The following is a 19,531-nucleotide window of genomic DNA, read 5'->3' on the forward strand; positions in this document are numbered from 1 at the left end:
CGTGGTGTAGCTAGCGCTGATCGCCACCGTGATGCTCGGCGCGGGCCTGCTTGATCAGGATGCCGCGGCGGGCAGGCTGATGACGGGATCATCGCCCATCGGTGCGATGGTTTCCAGCGTCATGTATCGTGCCCGCTGGACGGCCCATTCATCGTTCTGTTCGAGGAGCAGCGCGCCGACGAGGCGGATGATGGCTTCGTCGTTTGGAAAGATGCCGACGACGTCGGTGCGCCGCTTGATTTCGCCGTTCAGCCGCTCGATCGGGTTGGTCGAGTGGAGCTTGGCCCGGTGCTCTTTGGGGAAGGACATGTAGGCCAGCACGTCGTGTTCGGCGTCGTCCATCAGAGTGGCCAGCTTCGGCACCTTGGGTCGGATCTGATCGGCCACGGCGCGCCACTGGGTGCTGGCGGCCTCGGCGGTGTCCTGGGCGAAGGCGGTGGCGATGAAGGCCGAGACGACCCTGCGTCCGCTCTTTCCGGCATGGGCAAGGGCATTGCGCTGGAAGTGGACGCGGCAGCGCTGCCAGGTGGCGCTGAGAACCTTCGAGACGGCCGCCTTGATGCCCTCGTGGGCGTCGCTGATGACCAGCTTCACGCCCCGAAGGCCGCGCCGGGTCAGCTTGCGCAGGAACTCCGTCCAGATCGGCTCGGCCTCGGAAGTGCCGATGTCCAAACCCAAAACCTCGCGCCGCCCGTCCGTGTTCACCCCGATGGCGATGATGACGGCGACCGACACGATCCGCCCGCCGCGCCGGACCTTGAGGTAGGTGGCGTCGATCCACAGGTAGGGCCAGTCGCCTTCCAGCGGACGGTTGAGGAAGGCCTTCACCTTGCCGTCGATCTCTTCGCACAGGCGGCTGACCTGGCTCTTCGATATCCCCGACATGCCCATCGCCTTGACCAGATCGTCCACGGACCGCGTCGAGATGCCTTGAACGTAGGCCTCCTGGATCACCGCCGTCAGGGCCTTCTCGGCCATCCGCCGGGGTTCGAGAAAGCCCGGGAAGTAGCTGCCCTTCCGGAGCTTCGGAATGCGCAGCTCGACCGTCCCAGCCCGCGTCTCCCAATCCCGGTCGCGATACCCGTTGCGTTGCGCCCGCCGGCCCGGGTCCTTCTCGCCATAGGCCGCGCCCGTCACGGCGCCGACCTCCAGTTCCATCAGCCGCTCGGCGGCGAAGCCAATCATCTCGCGCAGCAGATCAGCGTCGGGGGTCTTCTCGACGAGGTCGCGCAGGTTCATCATGTCGGTGGTCATCGGTGAAATCTCCGGTCCAGGTTGGTGTCAGCAACCAGACCCTACCGGAACATCGCCGGTGACCACCTCCGCCAGAACCTACACCACGCTCAGGGACAGCATCGCCGGGCGGCGGGAAGGCTCCTACTGGATCGTGGGCGATCTACAAAACAACCCCGGACGATCTCTCTTCGTGCGTCTGACCGGCACCCCGTTCGGGCCAGGCGCCGCAGGAAAGTTCACCGATGGCGCAACTGGCGAGCACGGCGATCTTCTCGACATCATCCGTGCACGAACCGGGATCTCCCGCTTTCCCGATCTTCTGGCCGAAGCCCGCGCCCATCTTGGCCGTCCGCAGCCGGTTCTTCCGGAACCACCGAAGCCGAGGAAAGCGAAGGAGCCCGGCGGTACGCCCGCGTCCGCAGCGCGGCTTTTTGCGGCCTCGGTGCCGGTGCCAAGCACGCTTGCAGACACCTATCTCCGCTCCCGGGGCCTGACCCAAGGCGGTTTGACAAGCGCCCTGCGCTTCCACCCGAAGTGCTGGCATCGGGAGGATGGCCAGACCCGGAGCATTCCCAGACCGGCGCTGATCGCCGCGGTCACCGATGGGGCAGGGGGCTTGCAGGGGGTGCATCGGACCTGGCTTGCGCCGGACGGCAGGGGCAAGGCGGCTGTCAAGACGCAGCGGCGTGCCATGGGTCACCTTCTGGGCAATGCCGTCCGACTCACCCCGCAGGATGACATCCTCGTGGTCGGCGAGGGCATCGAGACCATGCTGTCCTTGCGCGAGGCGGTGCCGGGCCTTCCTGTCTGGGCGGCGCTGTCGGCCGGTCACCTCGGGGCCGTTCTCTTGCCCGAGGGGCTGCAGCGTCTCTACATCGCCATCGACCGCGATCCGGCCGGGCGGCGCGCGGCAGAGAGGTTGAGCGCCAGAGCCATCGAGGCCGGGATTGCTTGCCATGTGCTCGAGCCGCGTCTTGGGGATTTCAACGATGATCTTCGGGCGAACGGCAAGGTGGCGCTGCGCGCGCATCTGGCTGGTCAAATCGGGCCTGTGGATCGGCGGCGGCTCTTTCCCTGAGCTGCGTCGTGCAGGGCGGTCTGGGAGCGTGGGGCAGGGGGCATGCATCCCTGTTGCGGTTCTGGACCGTCGTCTCTGCCTCTTTCCGGGCTTTGCTCATCCACCCGTCACCCGCACGGCCTTCAAGAGATGGGCAGGCGGCCGTCAAAGGTGCCGCCCCTTCAAGGACGGGGGGCGACTGATTTCCGCCGGCGGCAAAGCCGCCTTTGCATCGCGAGACAAATCAGCCGCCCCCCGTCCTCCTCCACATGCGTTCCGGCCCCCGAGGGCGGGGGTGAATGGGCGTCCCCAGTGACGGCATTTCGCTGCCCATGAAGGCCGCGCGGGATGACGCGCGGACGAGACAGGCCCGGAGGCAAGAAACCGATGACGCTCCACACCCACGACGATGCTTATGAACCCGCCCAAACCGTTTCCCAGACCGCCCATGCGCTCGAAGAGCTGCAGCTCTATGGCTACCGTCCCTTCGACGAGCCCGATCCGCGCCCGATGCCCGATGGGCAGCGCCTTGCGGTTGCCGTCGCCGACATCTTCGATGCCCTCGTCGCGACCCTTGAGGACACCCGCATGGAACCCGACCTCGAAGAGGTGCTCTGGGGCCAGGTCAACCTCTTCCACCGCGCCACGGCCCGGATCGAGCGGTCGCTGGACGAGAACGAGCAGGCGCAGCGCCGCCTCCAGCGCGAGCAGGACGGCTCCGAGGTGAAATCGACCGAACTCGAGCGCCTGACGGCAGAAGGCCTGACCCTCATTGAGCGGCGCAACTGCATGGACATGATGCGCGATCACGCCGCGACCGAGTTCTCTCATCACACGGGATCGACTTGGCGGCCCCGCACCGGCTCGATGGTGAACCGCCAGCACATGACCGCCGCACTGATCGATAGCCGCGATTTTCTGGCCGCCAAGCGCCGCGCGGAAACCGAGGTGATGCTGCCAGCTGGCCCCAAGGTTGCCCTCACCGGCGGGACCGACTTCAACGATCACCGCCTGATTTGGGGCAAGCTCGATCAGGTCCGGACCAAGCATCCCGACATGGTGCTTCTGCACGGGGGTAGCCCAAAGGGCGCAGAACTCATCGCCGCCAAATGGGCTGAGGCGCGAGGCGTCACGCAGGTGGCCTTCAAGCCTGACTGGACCAAGCACGCTAAGGCCGCGCCCTTCAAGCGCAACGACGCGATGCTGGATGTGCTGCCGGTGGGTGTCCTCGTCTTCCCGGGCAACGGCATCCAGGAGAACCTCGCTGACAAAGCCAAGAAGCTCGGCATCCCGGTCGTGAAGTTCGAGAAGGGGGCGTGAGCCCCCTAATCTTCGAAGGCCTTACGGTCCGGGCCTTGGGTTATCCAATCCTGACTGCCAAACGCGACCAGCGCGATGTAAAGACGGCTCGCCTCGAGATCGGATTTGAAACGATCGTGATCCTGTGACCGCGGCCTCCGTCTCGAACCAGCCACCCGTCGAGCGGCCCATCGAGGCGCATTCCGGACCGCGGATTGGCTACGATGTCGGCAACGAGCGCATCGACCTCATTGAGCCGCCGCACGGCTGCGTGCAGATCGCGCCGAACCAAGGGATGGCGCATCAGCTGCATCAGCGAATTTTGCCGCTGTCGGCTTGCAAGATGGAGAGCAGGTGGTTTCGCGCGTCTCTGGTGAAGTCCGCAGACTCTGCCAAGGGCTCCCATGTGTCGAGCGGCAGGCTCAGACCGCGCTGCACCTCCACTTCGAAGAGTTTGCGTTCTTTCTCACGAGACGCACGTGCGCGTGGTTCTTTTCGATCATCCCGGCGTTGATGATGTGACCGCTCCCCTCCGTGGATCCTCGCAGACCCACCTTGGCACATCGATGCCGTCGGGGGGCGGTCACATCATCAACGCCGATGGACGGTTCCCACGATGGCGTCCTTGCCTGCATGTCTTGCCCCCAGAAACACTGGACCCGGATCGCCAGCACGAACCCGCTGGAGCGGGTGAACCGCGAGGTGGAGCAGCGCGCCGACGCCATCGGCATCTTCCCGAATGACGAGGCCATTCGGCGCGTCACTTGCTGTAGGGTTCCTGCTCACGCCGTGCGCGGCATTTTTGCCAATGCTCGAGGGTGACACCCCAGGTGTGGCTCAGTGCCGGGTTGCGGGCTTCCTCTTCGGAAAGATCACTTACCCCGCGCATGAAGATGCCGGTCCAACTGTCCCAGTCCGGGATATGGGCGAAATTGATGTTCATCTTGCCCTTGTCCGTCAGCTCGACACGCATATGCGTGAAGGGCTGGTGGTCGAAAGGCGGGGTGCGCTGGAGGTCGAGCCCAAGCCTTTCAATTGCGCGCATGGGGTCGAAAGGCGTTGATTTGGCGCCCATCGGCCCGATGCGCTTGCCGGCTTCGTCGAGCCATTCCAGTGTCGAACCGTGCCCCCCGAGTCGAAGCTTGCCGAGAAAACAACGGTCTTCACGTCTGGCGGAAAGATGCTCCAAAGAATTTTCCCGATTTCGTCGGTGATTTTCTGGCTCTGGCTGATTATGAACCTCCCGTTGCGGTGTTGTAAATTGTTTCAGTGGCGGAGCGACCATTGATCGTGGACACAACCGGGACGTGACCGGGCCTCGTGCTCGCCCCCTGACCTGCCCCGGTCGTCCCTTGTTCAGGACGAGAGTCCTTGAGGTTGATAGTGATTGGTTTCGGGTTGGGCAAGCGCGCCGGGCGCAGAGCCCTCAGATTGCTCAAGCGCTCGTCGCGCTTCTGCCGGGGGGGGGGTGATTGCCCTGCGAGGAATGCGGCCTGTCGTGGTTGTCGTCGTACCGCCACAGGGCCAGCTTTCAGCGGGCATCTCGCAGACTGTCAAAGATCTCCTTGTTGGGTCGCGGCACCTGGTTTTCTCCGCGCGGAATCATCGTTCTGATGTTCGTGCCGTCTTTGGCGAGTGTCTTGAAGGCTGACGTTGGCAGCCTGCCGTGGATATGACAGTGCGGCTTACGGCCGCAAACGTTCCTCGACATGGGCGTCGCCCGGGACTGCGGCCGCCGCAGCCGCGAAACTGCCGCCGGGGCGGGGCTAGGAATCTCGCGGTTCTCGGACCGGATGGCGCAGAGCGCGCTGATCGGCGCGCCGCTGCTCGACGAGAACCGCGCCAAGCTGGGCGATCCGCTGGTGCAGGCCTGGCTGGATTTGAAGGGTTGGTAGGGTTCAGGCGGGGCTGATCTGATCGAGCTTGACGTCTGAAATATCGTGATCGGGATGCGCGTAGTTGTCGGTCAGTCGCGCCTGCCCGGCGCGCAGCCGTGCCAGAGCCTCGGGACCGACTTAGGCGCCGAAGAAGGTTCTTTGTCCGACGGCCTCGTCCGAGAGCCGAAACGCATGCTGCAGATAGAGCAGCCCCGCGACCAACCGGGGCGGCGAGGCCGGGCGGCCGGTGGCCGAGGGGAAGAACCCGGACCATCGCTCCTCGAACACCTCCCATTCGATCCGCGCGGCGAGTTTCACCAACTCGTGGCGCGGGTCGATCATGTCGACAAGGCGCGGACGCAGCAGGTCGTCTTGTTCCGGCGGGCGGGAGCGACGCTTCATGCGGCGGACCGAATTTGCAGGGTTTCGAGTGGAATCATAGGAAACCCTGCAGGACATGGCGAGAAAAACCGCCACTTCTGCGCAGGAAATCACGGGCTTCGCGGTTGTTCAGGCCGAACTATTTACCCCAAAGTAGGAAATCAGAAGAATCTATCAGGTCAGCTAGACGCGCACTTGAGATCGGGCAGGCAATGCATCTTTCACCGTTCAAACGCCATTGGCTTTTGTTGTAGGCCGCAAGCCACCCCAACACCGCCTCCACCTTCCCCTCCGTCACCGGCTCGTCCGTTATGGCCAGCGTCACCGCCTTCAAACTCACCCCCGGCCCGAAGCTGGCGGCAAGGTTGTCCGGGTCCACTCGCTGCACGCTTTTGGGGTCATTGATATCGGTAAAGGTGACCATCAGCGGCCAGGCCTTGGGCGGCAGGGCCACCGGTGGTTTGCCAACCTGCGCCTCGACCGCGCGCATGTTCTCTTCAAACACCGTACCTGGCCCGCCCAGCCCATAGGCCGCATCGGCCCAGCCAAGTGCCCCGGCCAGCAGCACGAAAAGATACCGCCCCGGCGCGACCTGAACCACCACCGCCTCGCCCCTAAGGCGGCTTTCGACATCGCCGCCATCGGGCAAGAGCCCGTCGAACCCATCTACCTCGACCGCCGTTACCGAGGCGCCGGAAACCCCGCCCGCAGGTGTTGCAACGGTCACCGTCAGCTTCTGGTGCCAGGCAAAATGCTGCGTGCAGCCGGAAAGCGCCAGAACCGGCAGCAGGAAAAGGGCCAGACGCAGGATCATGGGGCCAGGCCCCCGGACGGCGAAGGACCGCAGAGCCACGGATTATAACCGGCCATGGTATAGAACACGTTCTTCCCGATGATGGGTTGATGGAGCTCAAACGCAATGTGAGTCATGGGCAAAACCCCAAGGAAGTTTCAGAGCTACTCTAATTCGATGGTGGTTGGGAAGGATCTGCGGGCGGCTTGATCTTCTCCAGCATTTCCTTTTCAATCAGACCAACGATCTGGGGACGCATCCTGAGTTCGCCTTCCTTCACGACCTGCCGGAAATTGGCGATCACCCGGCCTGCCATGGCGCGGTCAGGGGCACCACATCGAACAACCAGTTGATGTCTCCGCTGGTCCAGTCCTCCGCCTTCAGGCGGATTGGCCAGGTGCCGGTCTTGATCTGCTCTCGGATCTTGGCATCCACCTCTTCCGAAACGCTAGCCCAGATCGCGAAGCCGGAAATGTCTACCAGCGCGCTGCGCTCGGTGTTGGCGGGATGGGCGATGGCGATGCGGTCGCGGATCAGCGGCTCCAGCACCAGGGGGTGCAGGTCGGCCAGCGTCTGGTGGCGATAGCGCGGCAGGCCCATCAGCGCCATCACCACCTTGCCAAAGCTTTCACGGACCTGCGCGCGCAGGGTGCCGATCTTTTCCAGCATTTCAGGGGGGATGGAGGGGGAACTGCGGCTTGGCCGTCGGTGGTCTTGTCGGCTGAGGTCAACTCTCACACTCCTTAGTCATAGGTACGTGAACAGTTAATCGCCTCATCAGATGGCTGGCAACTGTCAATGCTGATGGAAGTTTCCCCAGAGTTGCCGGAGTAAAATTCCCCAGTTTCGGGCGCCGGTGATCAGCCGTGCGCGTGATCGATCCTCCCGTTTTTGGCGGTCGTCCGCGGCGTTTCTGTGCGACAGGCGGGATGATTCGGGCGAGGGAGCGCACATGCTCCGGGATCAGATCCGCATGGGCCTTGAGGCGGTAGTTGGCCCCTCGAGATGCTGTCCCAGCCAATGGTGTAGCTGGCGGTGGGCCTCGCGCTCACATGCGGGCCGAGCAGGTGAGTCGAGCTGCGCAGCAGGCAGGCTGACCACGACATCATCGCAGACGGGCGCGAGCGTCTCCAGCGTCATGTAGCGGCCTCTCTGGACAGTCCATTCCTCGGTCTGCTCCATCAGGATCGCGCCGACCAATCTCCGGATCGAGGCCTCGTTTGGGAAGAACCCGACGACATCGGTCCGCCGCTTGATTTCGCCGTTCAGGCGTTCAATTGGATTCGTCGAGTGCAGCTTCGCGCGGTGCTGGGCGGGAAAGGTCATGTAACCCGACCCTACCGAGAAACCCGATGGACAACGCAGCCAGAACCTACACCACTCAGCGGGAAAGCATCCGTTCTTGAGGGCCGCGCCGCCGCGTCGACCTACCCGGCCCTTTGCCGCTGGTCGGCCCTCCTGGCGGATGCCACGGAAGCGGCCACTGGATCATGCCGCAGCGACGGGGTACGCAGCCCTGAACAGATGCACGTACGGGGCGCAGCGCAAAGCTGCGCGCAGTATGACTTCGGGCGCGGACCAGTCGTTTGCCGCACTCCACGACCGGATATTTAAGCTGCGCGTGGGGTTAGGGATTGAATGCTTTGGGCCACACTTTCGCCCAGATCATCGTAAAGGCTCGCATAACAGGGTATGTGAGAGTTTTTTTTAATGCGTAGCGCAAAGTATATTTCCCTCCTCACCGCGTCGGTCTCGGTGGTCACCGGGCTTGCGCTGTTCGGGATCGCATGGGCGGGGGTTCGTGTCGCTATTATCCACGTCCTGCACGGCGATCCCTCCCGGGCTCTGATCGTAGGCACGATGGCGCTTGTGGCTTTTCTGACCTGTCTGTTGTTTTTGATGCCGAGCATGTTGCGCCAGTTCGTCGAGCGTGGCGCAAGGCCCGATCTGCTCGGCCCGATCCGTTTCGGCGCAAGCTTGGTGCTGCTCACCCTTCTGCTCGGCTATGCCGTCTTGCTGATGAGACCGGAAGCTCTGCTGTTCGGCGTCCTGCCGCGCGGGGCGCTTTTCTCGATGACGCTGATCTTCGCCATGCTCTTCTGCCTCGTCTTCATCTATCCTGGCCTCGCCTACCCCAAGGGCGTCCAGGCACCGCCGCCCCGTCCCAAGCCGCAGATCGTCCACGCGCCACCTCAGCTGCCCCCGGTCCTGCGCGGCGCGTTCCGGACCCTGATTATCGCAAACGTTCTGCTCGGCTTGTTCTCCGCCTATGCGTTCCTGTTTGGCCGTGTCATTCCCGACCCCACGATTGTTGAAGCCAATCGCGAATATCTCCTTTTGAGCGCTTTTCTGGCGTCGCTGCCGCTCGGTTTGCATATCGCGACACGACCGATAACGCAGGGCCGGACGCTGATCGACCATCTCCGGGCGAAAGGACCATTTCTGCTTTTGGTTATTGCGGTGAACGGGCTTGTTTGCCTGGCCTTGCCGGAACGCGGCTTGCCGATCCTGGCCAATGCTTTGGGCGATGCGAAACCCGAGGCGCGGTCTTATTGGGTGATTTCCGCGAGGCCGATGTCGGGCCTCAAGTTCTGCGGGGCGAAGGTGGTGATCGAGCTCGACCCTGAGACCGGGCGCCGCTTCGACCTGTGCCACATGCCGGTTAACATCGCCGAGCGGGCAAAGCCCGGCGATACGCTCTATTTTTCCGGTAAATCGGCGGGCTTTGGCTTGACGCCCGAGAGGGTCATGTTGCTGTCGGTTCGTAGCGGTACGGCGCCCGACGTAGTGCCCGCGCCTTGAACTTGGCTGAAGCGATAATGCTGGCATGTGCGTACAATGGGCGGGGTGGATTCGAAATGGCCCGCGAACACTTGGCGAGATAGAAACATGCTGATGAGAAGCGATGTCCGCTTCCTGCGCAGTACGTCGCTCTTTTGGCAAGGTGCGAACGACCGCTATCGCGGATTTGCTGCGCCAGAAATGCCGCAACCTCACGGGCCGCTTTACGCCCTCCGCGACGACGAATCGATCGACGCGTTCGGCCCTTACCTGCCGGTCACCACTCCCGGCGTATGCCGCCAAAACAGCCGTTCAGGCACGGCGCAGCGACGGTGCAAGCCCGCCTATAGCCGCTGGTCGCGTGGGGCGCGGCGCATAGCTTGGTGCAGGCACGACGGGTGTCTTGCAGATAGTGGGGGTGCAGCATTGCAATTGCAGAAAACTGGGATAGCTGACGTTTTCGATTTCTCGGGAAAGTGGAGCAATCCGCAAATAACACTGTCGGCGCTGCGCTCCGAGGCCTTCAAGGCTGCATTCCGCACCATCGGTGGTCACGACCTGCGAGACCTTGCGTCTGTTTGTGGAGTTTACGCTTCACGATACAAACTTGGCTGCTGAACACTCCGGAAAGGCTCCCCAATCCGAAATCCTGCGATGTGCCGCGGCGGCATCCGCAAGATCGTGCGTGACGAGCAACACCGGAAGATTGCGCCGAGCGGCGAGATCAAAAACGAACCGGCGCATGCCGTCACGCAGCGCCATGTCGAGCTTGCTGAAGGGCTCGTCGAGCAAAAGCGCTTGGGGTTGCGAAAGAAGCGTGCGCAAAAGCGCGACGCGTGCGCGTTGCCCGCCCGACAGAGAGGCCGGATCTCGCGCCGCAAAGCCCGCAAGCCCGGCTTCGTCCAAAGCCTCCAGAATGAGGCGCTTGCGTTCGGGACGCGGCGCCTCTGCCGGAAGCCCAAAGGCCAGATTGTCGCCAACCGACAGATGCGGAAACAGCAGATCATCCTGAAATAGGATGCCGATCCGACGCGTCCTTGGAGGCAATGCGGTCAAATCGCGACTGCCAACAAGCACCCGGCCAGACGCGCGGAATTCCCCGCCAAGACTTCCTGCGATGAAGGAAAGCAGCGTCGATTTTCCGCTTCCGCTCGGCCCCATCAGGGCGACCACCTCGCCCGGGGCGATGCGAAGGTTGAAGGCCGCAATCAAAGGTTGCAACGCAGATCGACCGGCGCGTCGCAAAAGACTGCCTCGGACCGGCGGCTCGGGAAGAAAGATCGTGATGTCTTGCAGCGCCAGGTCCATCAGGCCGCCCCCGTGCGGAACGTGTTGCGGCCCTGTTGAAGAAGCCGCGGTCCCAGAAGAGATAGCGCGAAAACGAGCGCCGGCAGAAGTGCCTGCAGCGCGGCACAAATCGCGGCGACGCGCCTGTCGGCCCCGGCCGAAAGCGCAACTGCTTCGGTTGTCAGGGTGGTGATCCGCCCCTCGCCGATGAAAAGCGTCGGCAGATATTGCGCCACGCTGACCGAGAATCCCACCGCCATCGCGGCGAGCACGGTGCGCAACAGAAGGGGCAGCTTGACCTTGAATAGGATGCGCCACGCGCTTGCCCCCAAAGCCGCGGCAGTGCGCGCAAGCCGCGGGTCGAGCGCGTGCCAGGCGTCGCGCAGCGTCAGAACGACATAGGGAAAGACGAAAAGCGCATGCGCCCAGACCACCGCCGCCCGCGTGCCGTTCACGCCCAGGCGCATGAACGCCACGTTGAGCCCGTAGAGAAATCCGATTTGCGGCAGCAAGAGCGGCAGATAGATTGTCCATGGCAGCCATCCGCCACGGCGACCGCGCCGATCTTCGATTTCGAGCCAGAGAATGGCGAGCGCAAGCGAGACCCCGGTTGCAAGTCCCCCGATCAATAGCGTCTCGAAAAGCGGCCCCTGCCAGCGCGCGGCGGTGCGGGCCCAGATCTCGAAGTTGACCTCGGCGGGCAAGACCTGCGGAAAGCGCCAAGGTCCGGCTACGGACCAAAGCGACAGCGCGCAAAGGGCGAGCGTTGCAACCAAGGCCACCGCTGCGGCAAGGCCGAAAAGCACGGCCAGCATCGGCGCCTCGATGCCTTGGCGCGCGCCAGCGCGAATCCAGACCCGGCCAAGCCGCGCCACGGCAAGCTCTGCCAGCAGCCAGATCCCGATGCCGCTCACCACGATCAGCGCCTGCAACAGCGCCGCCGCCGAGGCGGGCAGAAGCAACTGCGTGTCGGCGGCGGTGAACCAGCGCATCGCGGCCACGGACAGGGGCGGCGGCGTGCCGGGGCCAAGGATCAGTGCGACATCGACGACGGAGAGCGCATAGGCGAGCACGACATAGATCGACATCCGCATTTGCGGATAAAGCTGTGGCACGATCCCCTTGAGCCAGACCGTCGCAGGCGCATAGCCAAGGCCGGCGCCAAGGGTCAGATGCGCGCGATGCGGCACCTGATCCAGTGCCGCCAGCGCAACGAAGGTCAAGAACGGGATTTCCTTGACGATCAGTCCCAGGATCAGGCCAAGCCCCCAAGGGTCGCGCAGCGTTGCCAGATCGGGAGGAACCATCCAGCCCGTGGCCCAGGGGCTGAGCATCCGGGCAATCCAGCCCGAGGGCGCCAGAAGAAAGGCCAACCCGATCGCCATGGCGACATGCGGCACGGCCAGCGGGATCGGCAGCGCCCGGCGCAACAGCCCCGACCCGCGCATCCCCGCCGCAAGTGCCAGTGCCGCCCCCAGAGCAAGCGCCGTCGAGACAAACCCGACGGTCAGTGTCAGCCGCAGGCTCGTCCAGAACCCGGGCAAACCAAACAGGTTGCGCCAAGGATCGAGGCTGGGCGTCTCGGCACCGATTGCCGGCAGGATGCCGAAGGCGGCCAAGGCCGTTTCGCGCAAGCCTCCCAGCACCGGCAGGAGAAACCCCGCCCCGATCAGAAGCGTGATGATCGCCCGCCCCAAGGCCGGGGTCATTGCGCGACGCGGGCCGCCCAATCGGCGGCAAGGCGCGTTGTCCAAGAGGGGTGGGGTTCGGGCAGGGGACGCCCAAGGTCCTCGCTGCGCGGCAGTGCGGGCGCCTGAGGCAAAGCGTCAAAGGTGGCCTTCTGCGCCGCATCCAGCTTGCCGTGGTCAAGCACCGAGTAGCTGCCAAGAATACGGATATCCTGCGCCTCCGCCTGCGTTGCGGGATCAAGCAGGAAATCCGCCACCACCTGCGCCCCCTCCTTGGCCGTGGCATTGAAGGGGATCGCGACAAAACTGATGTTGCCCAGCGAGCCCCCGGTCAGCGCATAGGTCCGCACGCTTTCCGGAAGCAGCCCCCGTTCGACCGCCGCCGCCGCGGCTGCCGGATCGAAGGCCATGGTGATGTCGATTTCACCGTCATCGAGCAATTGCTGTTGCGCGACCTCGTTGGCGGGAAACTCGCGCCCCGCGCGCCAAAGGTTGGGCCGCAGCCGGTCATACCAGGCCCAAAGCGGCGCTGTCGCCGTGGCATAGCTTTCGTCGGTGGCGGGCTGGCCGAGCGCAGCAGGATCGGGGGCCAGCGCGATCAGCGCCTGTTTCAGGAAGGTGGTGCCGATGAAGTTGCTGGCGTCGGGATGGGTGAACCGGCCCGGATGCGCCGCCGCCCAGTCCGGGAAATCGGCAATGGTTCGGGGCGGATCGGAAATGCGCGCGCTGTCATAGCTGAACACGAATTGCGCCAGCCGCCAGGCCGATTCATGCCCCTCGACCGGAATGGTGAAATCGACCGTTGCCGCAGAGCCGGGCGAGAGATCAAGGTAACGGGCATTCGGCAAGGTCTCGGCGAAGGGGCCGTAAAGCAAGCCTTGGCTTTTCATCGACAGGAAATTCGGCCCGTTGATCCAGATCAGATCGACCGAACCGCCGCTGGTTTTACCCGCGGCCTTCTCGGCGATCACCCGCGTCACCGCCTCGCTAGTGTCGCCCAGCTTGACCTGCTTGACCGTCACGCCGTAGTGCGCGGCGACCTGATCTCCAACCCAGGCGATGAAATCGTTCGTGCGCACATCCCCGCCCCAGGCGTTCCAGTAAACAGTCTGGCCGCGCGCCTTGGCGAGAGTTTCGGACCAATTCTCGGCCCCGGCAGAGGTCGCGGCAAGAAGCAGGGCCAAAGCGGAAAGTGTCAGTCTTTTCATCATCTCGAAAGTCTTTCATGTGGCAGGGCGGAGGGACCGGGGGCCGCCAGCACGGCCCAGCCGTGATGCCAGCGCAACCCGATCGTGATCAGGCACAGGAGGGCAAAGCCAAAGGCCAGAGCGGGGAACTGCGCGGGCCAAAGACACATCGCGACAAAAAGCGCGATGGTTTCGGCACCTTCGGTCAAGCCGCCAAGATACTGGATTCCCTTGGTGGGGTAGGCGTCGCGTGCGATCCCGCGGCGCTCGGACAGGATGGCAAAGGCCAGAAAACTGGAGCCGGTGCCGACGAAAGCGGTGACAAGCGCCGCCGCCGCCAGCGCATTCGCTCTGGGATCGGCCAGGGCGAAGCCGAAGGGGATGGTCGCGTAAAAAAAGAAATCAAAGCTGATGTCCAGAAATGCGCCGCGGTCGCTGGGGCCCGCGACCCGCGCCACCGCGCCATCAAGCCCGTCGAACAGGCGGTTGAGCAGGATGGCGACAAGCGCCGCCCCGTAAAACCCGCCCCACAATAGTGGCACGGCCACAAGCCCAAGGACAAACCCCGCAACCGTCAGCCCATCGGCGGTCAGTCCTCGCCGCACCAGCCAACGCGCCACTGGGCGCAAGAGCTGCTCCTGCAACGGATAAAGAAAGCGGTCGATCACGCCCGCCCCCTTACTGAACCACGGGTAGGGCCTGCTTCTTCCACGCCAGGATCCCGCCCGCGATGTTGAACGTGTTCTCGAAACCCTGCCGGGCCAGCAGCGCACAGGCGGTGGCCGAGCGTTTGCCGCCGTGGCAGATCACCACGATCGGGCGAGCGCGATAAGGCTCAAGCTCTTGAACCCGGGCCGAAAGGGTTCCAAGCGGGATAAGCCGGGAATTCTTCACATGCCCCGCGGCAAATTCCTGCGGCTCGCGGACATCGAGCACGAAGGCGTTTTGGTCGCGGATCAGCGCCTCGGCCTGACGCGGCGAGATGTCCCTCACGCCGCGCGTCAGGTTGACGAGCCGTTTCCAGAGCTCACGCGGGGGGTCGATCACGGCTAGTGCAAGGCGGCGCAGCGGGTTTGCGGGTTCGGACAGCGGAAGGGTCATGGATCAAGCCTCTTGTGCGGAAGGGGTCTGGGCCGTGGCACCGGTGACGGTGGAGGCCGTCGATTTTCGACGCCCCAGAACGAACAGCGGTGCCCCCGGCAAGCTGGTCAGGCCGACGATGAAAAAGAAGAGAAGCGATGCGGTGACGGCTTCGGCTTGCGAGACGCCCACCTGAGCAAAGAACACCCAGTATGCGGCCTCGCGCACCCCAAGCCCCGACAACGAAATCGGCAGCATGGTGATGGTGAAGATCATCGGCGTGAAGACGATGCACTGTGCCAGGGTGACGTCGACCGCCATCGCGCGAAAGATGCAGGCGTTGACCAGCGCGACAAGGATCTGAAACAGGATCGAATAGAAAAAGACGCGCATGAACAGCCAGCGATCGGCAAAGCTTGCACGCACCGCCGCGACGGTCGCGGTGATCGTGCCTCCCGCGGCGTGCCCGGGAAGCAGCTTGGCCACCACCGTTTCGGCCACCTTCGGCAGCACGAAGAGCGCGACCAGCGCCACGTCGATCACCAGAAAGGCAAGCACTGCCAGCACCAGCCGTGGCTCGAGCGTGACAAAGGGCAAGCCAATCAGCGCCGTCACTCCAAGCGCCACGCCCGCGATCAGCCGCTCGGTCACCACCGACCCCACGGCCTCGGGCACTTCGCCGGTGTCCTTGGTGGTTTCCCAGGCGCGCACCGCATCGCCCCCGACCGTGGTCGGCAGCACGTTGTTGAAGAAAAGCCCGACGAAGTAATGCCGCACCGCGCGCCAATAGCCGATGCAAAAGCCGCGGTTGCACAGGATCAGCCCCCATTTCATCGCGGACAGCGCGATGGCCGCCAGAACGACCAGAACCGAGGCCGCAATCCAGGGCAGCGACAGCGAGGCAAGCCGCGCCCAGAGATCGGAATAATCGAGGTTCCACAGCAAAAGCCCGAGCAGTCCAAGCGTGATCGCGGCGCGCAGGATCAGGGCGCGTCTTTCCTTGCGCGGATCGGATGTCGTCGTCATTCCCGCACCTCCCGGTTGGCGCGCAGCCGTGTCAGTACGCGCGGCCAGATCGCCGAGGCCAGCACCGCCAGCGCCACGGTGATCGAAAACACCCAGAACAGCACCTGCACCGAGCCGGTCAGGTTTTGCCCAAGATAGGAATAAACCAGCGTCGCGGGCAATTGCCCCAGCCCGGTGGCGATCAAGAAGCGGGGGAAGGTGATCGGGGTCAGTCCGGCGCCATAGCTGATGATGTCGAACGAGACGAAAGGCAGAAGTCGCGAAATCAGCACCGCGCGTTCGCCCCAGCGGGCAAAGAACAGGTCCGACACCTCAAGCGTCCGGCTTCCTCCGACAAGCCGCTCGACCACGGGGCGGCCCAGCGACCGCGCGATCCAGAAGCAGAGTGCCGCCCCCAGCATCGCCCCCGACCACGACAGGACCGCTCCCCAGACCCAGCCGAAAAGAAGCCCGTTGGTGAAGGTCACCACGAAGGCGGGCAAAGGGGCTGCGACCGACTGAAACACCATCAGCGCAGTCGAAACCACCGGGGCCCAGAAGCCGAAGCCAAGTAGATAATCGCGAAACGCCGTGATGGCGGCCTGCGGATCTGCCTGTGTCAAGATCCCCGCAGCCGTGACAAGGCCATCGCGCAACTGGGGAATGAGCAGACCGGCCAGCGCCGCGGCGACAAGCACAAGCAAGGTCAATTGGCTGCTACGCCGGGAAATGTTCAGTTTCATGGAAAGAATATGCCTGCTCGTTGTGTTGATCACGTAGGCAACCGGCAGGAAGGCCCTACCGCTTGCCGCTCAGCAAAGATCATTCGGTCACAAGCGGGTAGTCCTTCGGGTCTTGCGCCGACCATTCCCACATCGATCCGGCGTAGTTGCGCGCCTTGTAGCCGGCATCATTCAGCACCGAGGTGAAGAAGCCCGACCGAATACCGCCGGTGCAATAGGCCACCACCTGGGTATCGGCCGCGATGCCAAGCGCCGTGAGCCGCTCCTTGAGCGCATCCCCCGTCAGAACGCGCCCATCCCTGTCCTGCAAATCCTTGTAGAAGATGTGTTTCGCCCCCGGCACATGGCCACCGCGGCTTTCGCCATAGGGTGTTTCACCGGCATATTCGCGCGGCTCCCGCACATCGAGAATGGTCACGTCTTTCTTGCCGATCAGCTCCTTGAGCTGCTCCTTGGTGATCTCGTAATCCTCGTCGCGAGCAACGGTGAAATCACCCGGCACCTTGGCGGGTTTCAGATCCGGCGTTCCCCCGGCCAGCAGCGCCGCAATGCCGCCGTTGACGAGGAAGGTTTCAGAATGGCCCAGCGTGCGCAGAGTCCAGACGATGCGGCCATCCTCACCCCAGCCGTTGACGCTGTCGGCGACCACCACGGCGGGCACGCCTTTCGACAGGCCGATCCCCTGCAGCTTGGCGGTCAGCGCGGCGTCATCGGCCAGCAGACGCCCCTTCACCGGCAGATCGGGATTGGTGAAATCTTGCCAGATGACGGCTGCCGCGCCCTGAAGCGGGGCGTCCTCCTTCAGATCCTGCCCACGGGCATCGATCAGGAGCGCACCTTCCGCCAAGAGCTTGCGCGCCTGATCCGCTTCGATCACCCAATGAGACGGGTCGACATCACCCGCACGCAAATGCGTGGGCACGATGGCCACCACCGTCGCCGCCAGGGCTAGCTGCAAGAAAACGCGGCGGGTGGATTTGGAAACGGAAGGGATCATGGTCATCCTCGCTTAATCACGACTATGTTTGTCGTCTCTTGGATACGCGCAGACCCTTGCCACATGCCATTCCAAAGGCGGCTGTGTGAAGGAAAGAAAGGCCCTGACGAGCGGCAGGCGAGAGATAAATTTTTCTTGCAGAGCGATCAGTGGGCATAGTCCCGCCATTCCGGCGGCAGCCTGTTATCCGGATGTCATGAAAGCTTCACTGGATCGCGGCTGTATTTCCGCCATACAGGAAATATGGAAAACATGCGCCTGAACATCGAATCCGCCCTCAGCTTCGCCTGCCTTGGCTATCCCGGCCGCTTAGCCGTGTTCCGGCTGCTCATGCGCTTTGCGCCGCGGGGCGTGCGGCCGACGGACATCGCCGTCGCGCTGGGGCTGAAGCCAAACACCCTCTCGCATCATCTGGCCGATCTGACCGGCTGCGGGCTGGTCACGGTCACCCGGCAAGGGCGGTCGCTGTTCTACGCCGTCGACCTTCACAAAACCGAATCCCTGATCGGCTATCTCGCCCTCGATCTGGGTCGGGCCCGGCCCGACCTGATGCCCAAAGCCCCTCATGAAAAGGCACATCTTATGTCTGAGCCCCGTTTCAACGTGCTCTTCATCTGCTCGGGCAATTCCGCCCGTTCGATCTTTGCCGAGGCGCTTCTGCGCGATCTGGGGGCGGGCAAGTTCACCGCCCATTCCGCAGGCACAAGGCCCGGAACCGCGATCAACCCTTTCGCGCTCGCGGTGCTGAGCCGCAACGGCCATGACACCGAGGGGCTGCGCGCGAAACATCTGTCGGAATTCCAAGGCCCGGCCGCGCCACGGATGGAGTTCGTCTTCACCGTCTGCGACACCGCCGCCGCCGAGGAGTGTCCGCCCTGGCCCGGCCAGCCGATTACCGGGCATTGGGGCCTGCCCGATCCGGTGAAGGCCACCGGCACCGAGGCGGAAAAGGCGCTCGTCTTCGCGCAGACCTACGGCGCGCTGCGGGCGCGGATCGCCGCCTTTGTCGCGCTGCCCTTCGACACGCTCGACCGGCTTGCGCTGCAAAGCCGCATCGATGCGATCGGCATCACGCTTGAAAAGGGCTGAGCCATGGCCAGACTTGCGATCAACGGCCTTGGCCGGATGGGAAAACTGCTGCTGCGCCGGCTGGTCGATCTGGGCCAGGGGGCCGAGATCGTGCTTTTGAACGACGCGGTGGGTGATACCGAGGCCCATGCGCTGCTGTTGGAATTCGACACGGTGCATGGTCGCTGGCCGACCCCCGTTGCGGCCTCCGAAGGCGGGCTGATGATCGATGGGCAGCGCATTTCCCTGACGCAGGAAAAGACGCTTGAGGCCCTGCCGCTGGCGGAATTGGGCGTCGATCTGGTGCTGGACTGCACAGGCCATTTCAAGACCGCGGCGAAGGTGCAGCCCTATTTCGATGCCGGTGTGCGCAAGGTCGTCGTCTCGGCGCCGGTCAAGGATACGGGCGCTTTGAACCTCGTCTATGGTGTGAACCACGCGCTTTACGATGGCAGCCAGCGGCTGATCACGGCGGCCTCCTGCACCACCAACTGCCTGGCCCCCATCGTGAAGGTCATCCACGAAGCGCTTGGAATCAAACACGGATCCATCACCACGCTGCATGATGTGACGAACACGCAGACGATCGTCGACCGCCCCGCGAAAGACTTGCGCCGGGCGCGCTCGGCGCTGATGAACCTGATCCCGACCACCACCGGCTCGGCCACGGCGATCACGCTGATCTATCCCGAGCTGAAAGGGCGGCTCAATGGCCATGCCGTCCGGGTGCCGCTGCTCAATGCCTCGCTGACCGATTGCGTCTTCGAACTCGCGCGCCCGACCACGGTCGAAGACGTGAACAGCCTGCTCAAATCCGCCGCCGAGGGGCCGCTGAAGGGCATCCTCGGCTTCGAGACCCGGCCGCTGGTGTCGTCGGATTTCACCAACGACCCGCGGTCCGCGGTGATCGACGGCCCCTCGACGATGGTGGTGAACGGCACGCAGCTGAAGCTTTACGCTTGGTATGACAACGAATGGGGCTATGTCTGCCGGATGGCCGATATCGCCCGGATGGTCAGTGCAAGCCTCTGATATTCCTTTTATCTTGCTTC

Annotated in this window: 20 protein-coding genes and 4 pseudogenes; 8 read left to right on the top strand and 16 right to left on the bottom strand. The window is 63.9% G+C overall.

Annotated features, from left to right (window positions below):
• Positions 1 to 54: 54 nt before the first annotated feature.
• Entirely contained in the window at positions 55 to 1,254 is a 1,200-nt protein-coding gene (locus tag AC4PTB_RS18165; protein ID WP_492192728.1) for an IS256 family transposase, read from the bottom strand.
• On the opposite strand from AC4PTB_RS18165, the gene AC4PTB_RS18170 reads away from it, so the two are divergent.
• The 3 genes and pseudogenes from AC4PTB_RS18170 to AC4PTB_RS18180 all read left to right on the top strand — a co-directional run.
• Positions 1,241 to 2,314, top strand: coding sequence for a DUF7146 domain-containing protein (locus tag AC4PTB_RS18170; RefSeq protein WP_492192729.1), 1,074 nt, complete (start codon positions 1,241 to 1,243; stop codon positions 2,312 to 2,314). The genes AC4PTB_RS18165 and AC4PTB_RS18170 overlap by 14 nt on opposite strands.
• A gap of 366 nt (positions 2,315 to 2,680) precedes the next feature.
• Positions 2,681 to 3,613: a DUF2493 domain-containing protein gene (locus AC4PTB_RS18175; protein WP_492192730.1), complete on the top strand. Its 933-nt coding sequence runs from the start codon at positions 2,681 to 2,683 to the stop codon at positions 3,611 to 3,613.
• A 579-nt stretch (positions 3,614 to 4,192) separates the two neighbouring features.
• Positions 4,193 to 4,354 (top strand): annotated as a pseudogene (locus AC4PTB_RS18180) (transposase); the annotation flags it as partial.
• On the opposite strand, the gene AC4PTB_RS18185 reads toward AC4PTB_RS18180, so the two are convergent.
• The gene (locus tag AC4PTB_RS18185) at positions 4,353 to 4,781 is read right to left on the bottom strand and encodes a hypothetical protein (RefSeq protein ID WP_492192731.1); all 429 of its coding nucleotides are present in this window, start codon (positions 4,779 to 4,781) and stop codon (positions 4,353 to 4,355) included. The pseudogene AC4PTB_RS18180 and the gene AC4PTB_RS18185 sit on opposite strands and share 2 nt — an antisense overlap.
• Positions 4,782 to 4,948: 167 nt before the next feature.
• Positions 4,949 to 5,162 (bottom strand): annotated as a pseudogene (locus AC4PTB_RS18190) (integrase core domain-containing protein); the annotation flags it as partial.
• A gap of 139 nt (positions 5,163 to 5,301) precedes the next feature.
• On the opposite strand from AC4PTB_RS18190, the gene AC4PTB_RS18195 reads away from it, so the two are divergent.
• Complete coding sequence (locus AC4PTB_RS18195) at positions 5,302 to 5,487, top strand: hypothetical protein (protein ID WP_492192732.1); 186 nt, start codon at positions 5,302 to 5,304, stop codon at positions 5,485 to 5,487.
• Positions 5,488 to 5,625: 138 nt separating this feature from the next.
• On the opposite strand, the pseudogene AC4PTB_RS18200 reads toward AC4PTB_RS18195, so the two are convergent.
• The 5 genes and pseudogenes from AC4PTB_RS18200 to AC4PTB_RS18220 all read right to left on the bottom strand — a co-directional run.
• A pseudogene (locus AC4PTB_RS18200) lies at positions 5,626 to 5,871 on the bottom strand (transposase); the annotation flags it as partial.
• Between the two features lie 118 nt (positions 5,872 to 5,989).
• Positions 5,990 to 6,664: a hypothetical protein gene (locus tag AC4PTB_RS18205; RefSeq protein WP_492192733.1), complete on the bottom strand. Its 675-nt coding sequence runs from the start codon at positions 6,662 to 6,664 to the stop codon at positions 5,990 to 5,992.
• A gap of 148 nt (positions 6,665 to 6,812) precedes the next feature.
• Complete coding sequence (locus AC4PTB_RS18210) at positions 6,813 to 6,947, bottom strand: hypothetical protein (RefSeq protein ID WP_492192734.1); 135 nt, start codon at positions 6,945 to 6,947, stop codon at positions 6,813 to 6,815.
• Positions 6,944 to 7,312 (bottom strand): toxin-activating lysine-acyltransferase, encoded by a 369-nt coding sequence (locus AC4PTB_RS18215; protein ID WP_492192735.1) that lies wholly within the window; start codon positions 7,310 to 7,312, stop codon positions 6,944 to 6,946. The genes AC4PTB_RS18210 and AC4PTB_RS18215 overlap by 4 nt, the downstream gene beginning before the upstream one ends.
• A gap of 414 nt (positions 7,313 to 7,726) precedes the next feature.
• Positions 7,727 to 7,972: pseudogene (locus AC4PTB_RS18220) on the bottom strand (transposase); the annotation flags it as partial.
• Positions 7,973 to 8,353: 381 nt separating this feature from the next.
• On the opposite strand from AC4PTB_RS18220, the gene AC4PTB_RS18225 reads away from it, so the two are divergent.
• Together AC4PTB_RS18225 and AC4PTB_RS18230 are read left to right on the top strand one after the other, a co-directional pair.
• Positions 8,354 to 9,445: a hypothetical protein gene (locus AC4PTB_RS18225; RefSeq protein ID WP_492192736.1), complete on the top strand. Its 1,092-nt coding sequence runs from the start codon at positions 8,354 to 8,356 to the stop codon at positions 9,443 to 9,445.
• 87 nt (positions 9,446 to 9,532) lie between these two features.
• Positions 9,533 to 10,042, top strand: a complete 510-nt coding sequence (locus AC4PTB_RS18230) for a hypothetical protein (RefSeq protein WP_492192737.1) — start codon at positions 9,533 to 9,535, stop codon at positions 10,040 to 10,042.
• Here the strand turns inward: AC4PTB_RS18230 and AC4PTB_RS18235 are convergent.
• The 8 genes from AC4PTB_RS18235 to AC4PTB_RS18270 form a co-directional block, all read right to left on the bottom strand.
• A complete protein-coding gene (locus AC4PTB_RS18235) occupies positions 10,019 to 10,732 on the bottom strand; it encodes an ATP-binding cassette domain-containing protein (RefSeq protein WP_492192738.1) in 714 nt (237 codons plus the stop codon). The two genes, AC4PTB_RS18230 and AC4PTB_RS18235, sit on opposite strands and share 24 nt — an antisense overlap.
• Complete coding sequence (locus tag AC4PTB_RS18240; protein ID WP_492192739.1) at positions 10,732 to 12,420, bottom strand: ABC transporter permease; 1,689 nt, start codon at positions 12,418 to 12,420, stop codon at positions 10,732 to 10,734. The genes AC4PTB_RS18235 and AC4PTB_RS18240 overlap by 1 nt, the downstream gene beginning before the upstream one ends.
• Positions 12,417 to 13,610, bottom strand: a complete 1,194-nt coding sequence (locus AC4PTB_RS18245; RefSeq protein ID WP_492192740.1) for an ABC transporter substrate-binding protein — start codon at positions 13,608 to 13,610, stop codon at positions 12,417 to 12,419. The genes AC4PTB_RS18240 and AC4PTB_RS18245 overlap by 4 nt, the downstream gene beginning before the upstream one ends.
• Positions 13,607 to 14,254 carry a CDP-alcohol phosphatidyltransferase family protein gene (locus AC4PTB_RS18250; RefSeq protein ID WP_492192741.1) on the bottom strand — a complete coding sequence of 216 codons (648 nt, stop codon included), beginning with the start codon at positions 14,252 to 14,254 and terminating at the stop codon, positions 13,607 to 13,609. Before AC4PTB_RS18250 ends, AC4PTB_RS18245 begins: the two co-directional genes overlap by 4 nt.
• Positions 14,255 to 14,264: 10 nt before the next feature.
• Positions 14,265 to 14,687: a rhodanese-like domain-containing protein gene (locus tag AC4PTB_RS18255; RefSeq protein WP_492192742.1), complete on the bottom strand. Its 423-nt coding sequence runs from the start codon at positions 14,685 to 14,687 to the stop codon at positions 14,265 to 14,267.
• Positions 14,688 to 14,690: 3 nt separating this feature from the next.
• The gene (locus AC4PTB_RS18260) at positions 14,691 to 15,692 is read right to left on the bottom strand and encodes a lysylphosphatidylglycerol synthase transmembrane domain-containing protein (RefSeq protein WP_492192743.1); all 1,002 of its coding nucleotides are present in this window, start codon (positions 15,690 to 15,692) and stop codon (positions 14,691 to 14,693) included.
• Positions 15,689 to 16,381 (bottom strand): TVP38/TMEM64 family protein, encoded by a 693-nt coding sequence (locus AC4PTB_RS18265; protein WP_492192744.1) that lies wholly within the window; start codon positions 16,379 to 16,381, stop codon positions 15,689 to 15,691. Before AC4PTB_RS18265 ends, AC4PTB_RS18260 begins: the two co-directional genes overlap by 4 nt.
• Before the next feature lie 112 nt (positions 16,382 to 16,493).
• Positions 16,494 to 17,411 (bottom strand): sulfurtransferase, encoded by a 918-nt coding sequence (locus tag AC4PTB_RS18270; RefSeq protein WP_492192745.1) that lies wholly within the window; start codon positions 17,409 to 17,411, stop codon positions 16,494 to 16,496.
• A 252-nt stretch (positions 17,412 to 17,663) separates the two neighbouring features.
• Between AC4PTB_RS18270 and AC4PTB_RS18275 the strand changes: the two genes are divergently transcribed.
• Both AC4PTB_RS18275 and AC4PTB_RS18280 read left to right on the top strand, forming a co-directional pair.
• The gene (locus AC4PTB_RS18275) at positions 17,664 to 18,500 is read left to right on the top strand and encodes an arsenate reductase/protein-tyrosine-phosphatase family protein (RefSeq protein ID WP_492192746.1); all 837 of its coding nucleotides are present in this window, start codon (positions 17,664 to 17,666) and stop codon (positions 18,498 to 18,500) included.
• A 3-nt stretch (positions 18,501 to 18,503) separates the two neighbouring features.
• Positions 18,504 to 19,511 carry an ArsJ-associated glyceraldehyde-3-phosphate dehydrogenase gene (locus AC4PTB_RS18280; protein ID WP_492192747.1) on the top strand — a complete coding sequence of 336 codons (1,008 nt, stop codon included), beginning with the start codon at positions 18,504 to 18,506 and terminating at the stop codon, positions 19,509 to 19,511.
• Positions 19,512 to 19,531 lie beyond the last annotated feature (20 nt).

This window comes from Rhodobacter sp. 4.3.4 (assembly GCF_058724655.1).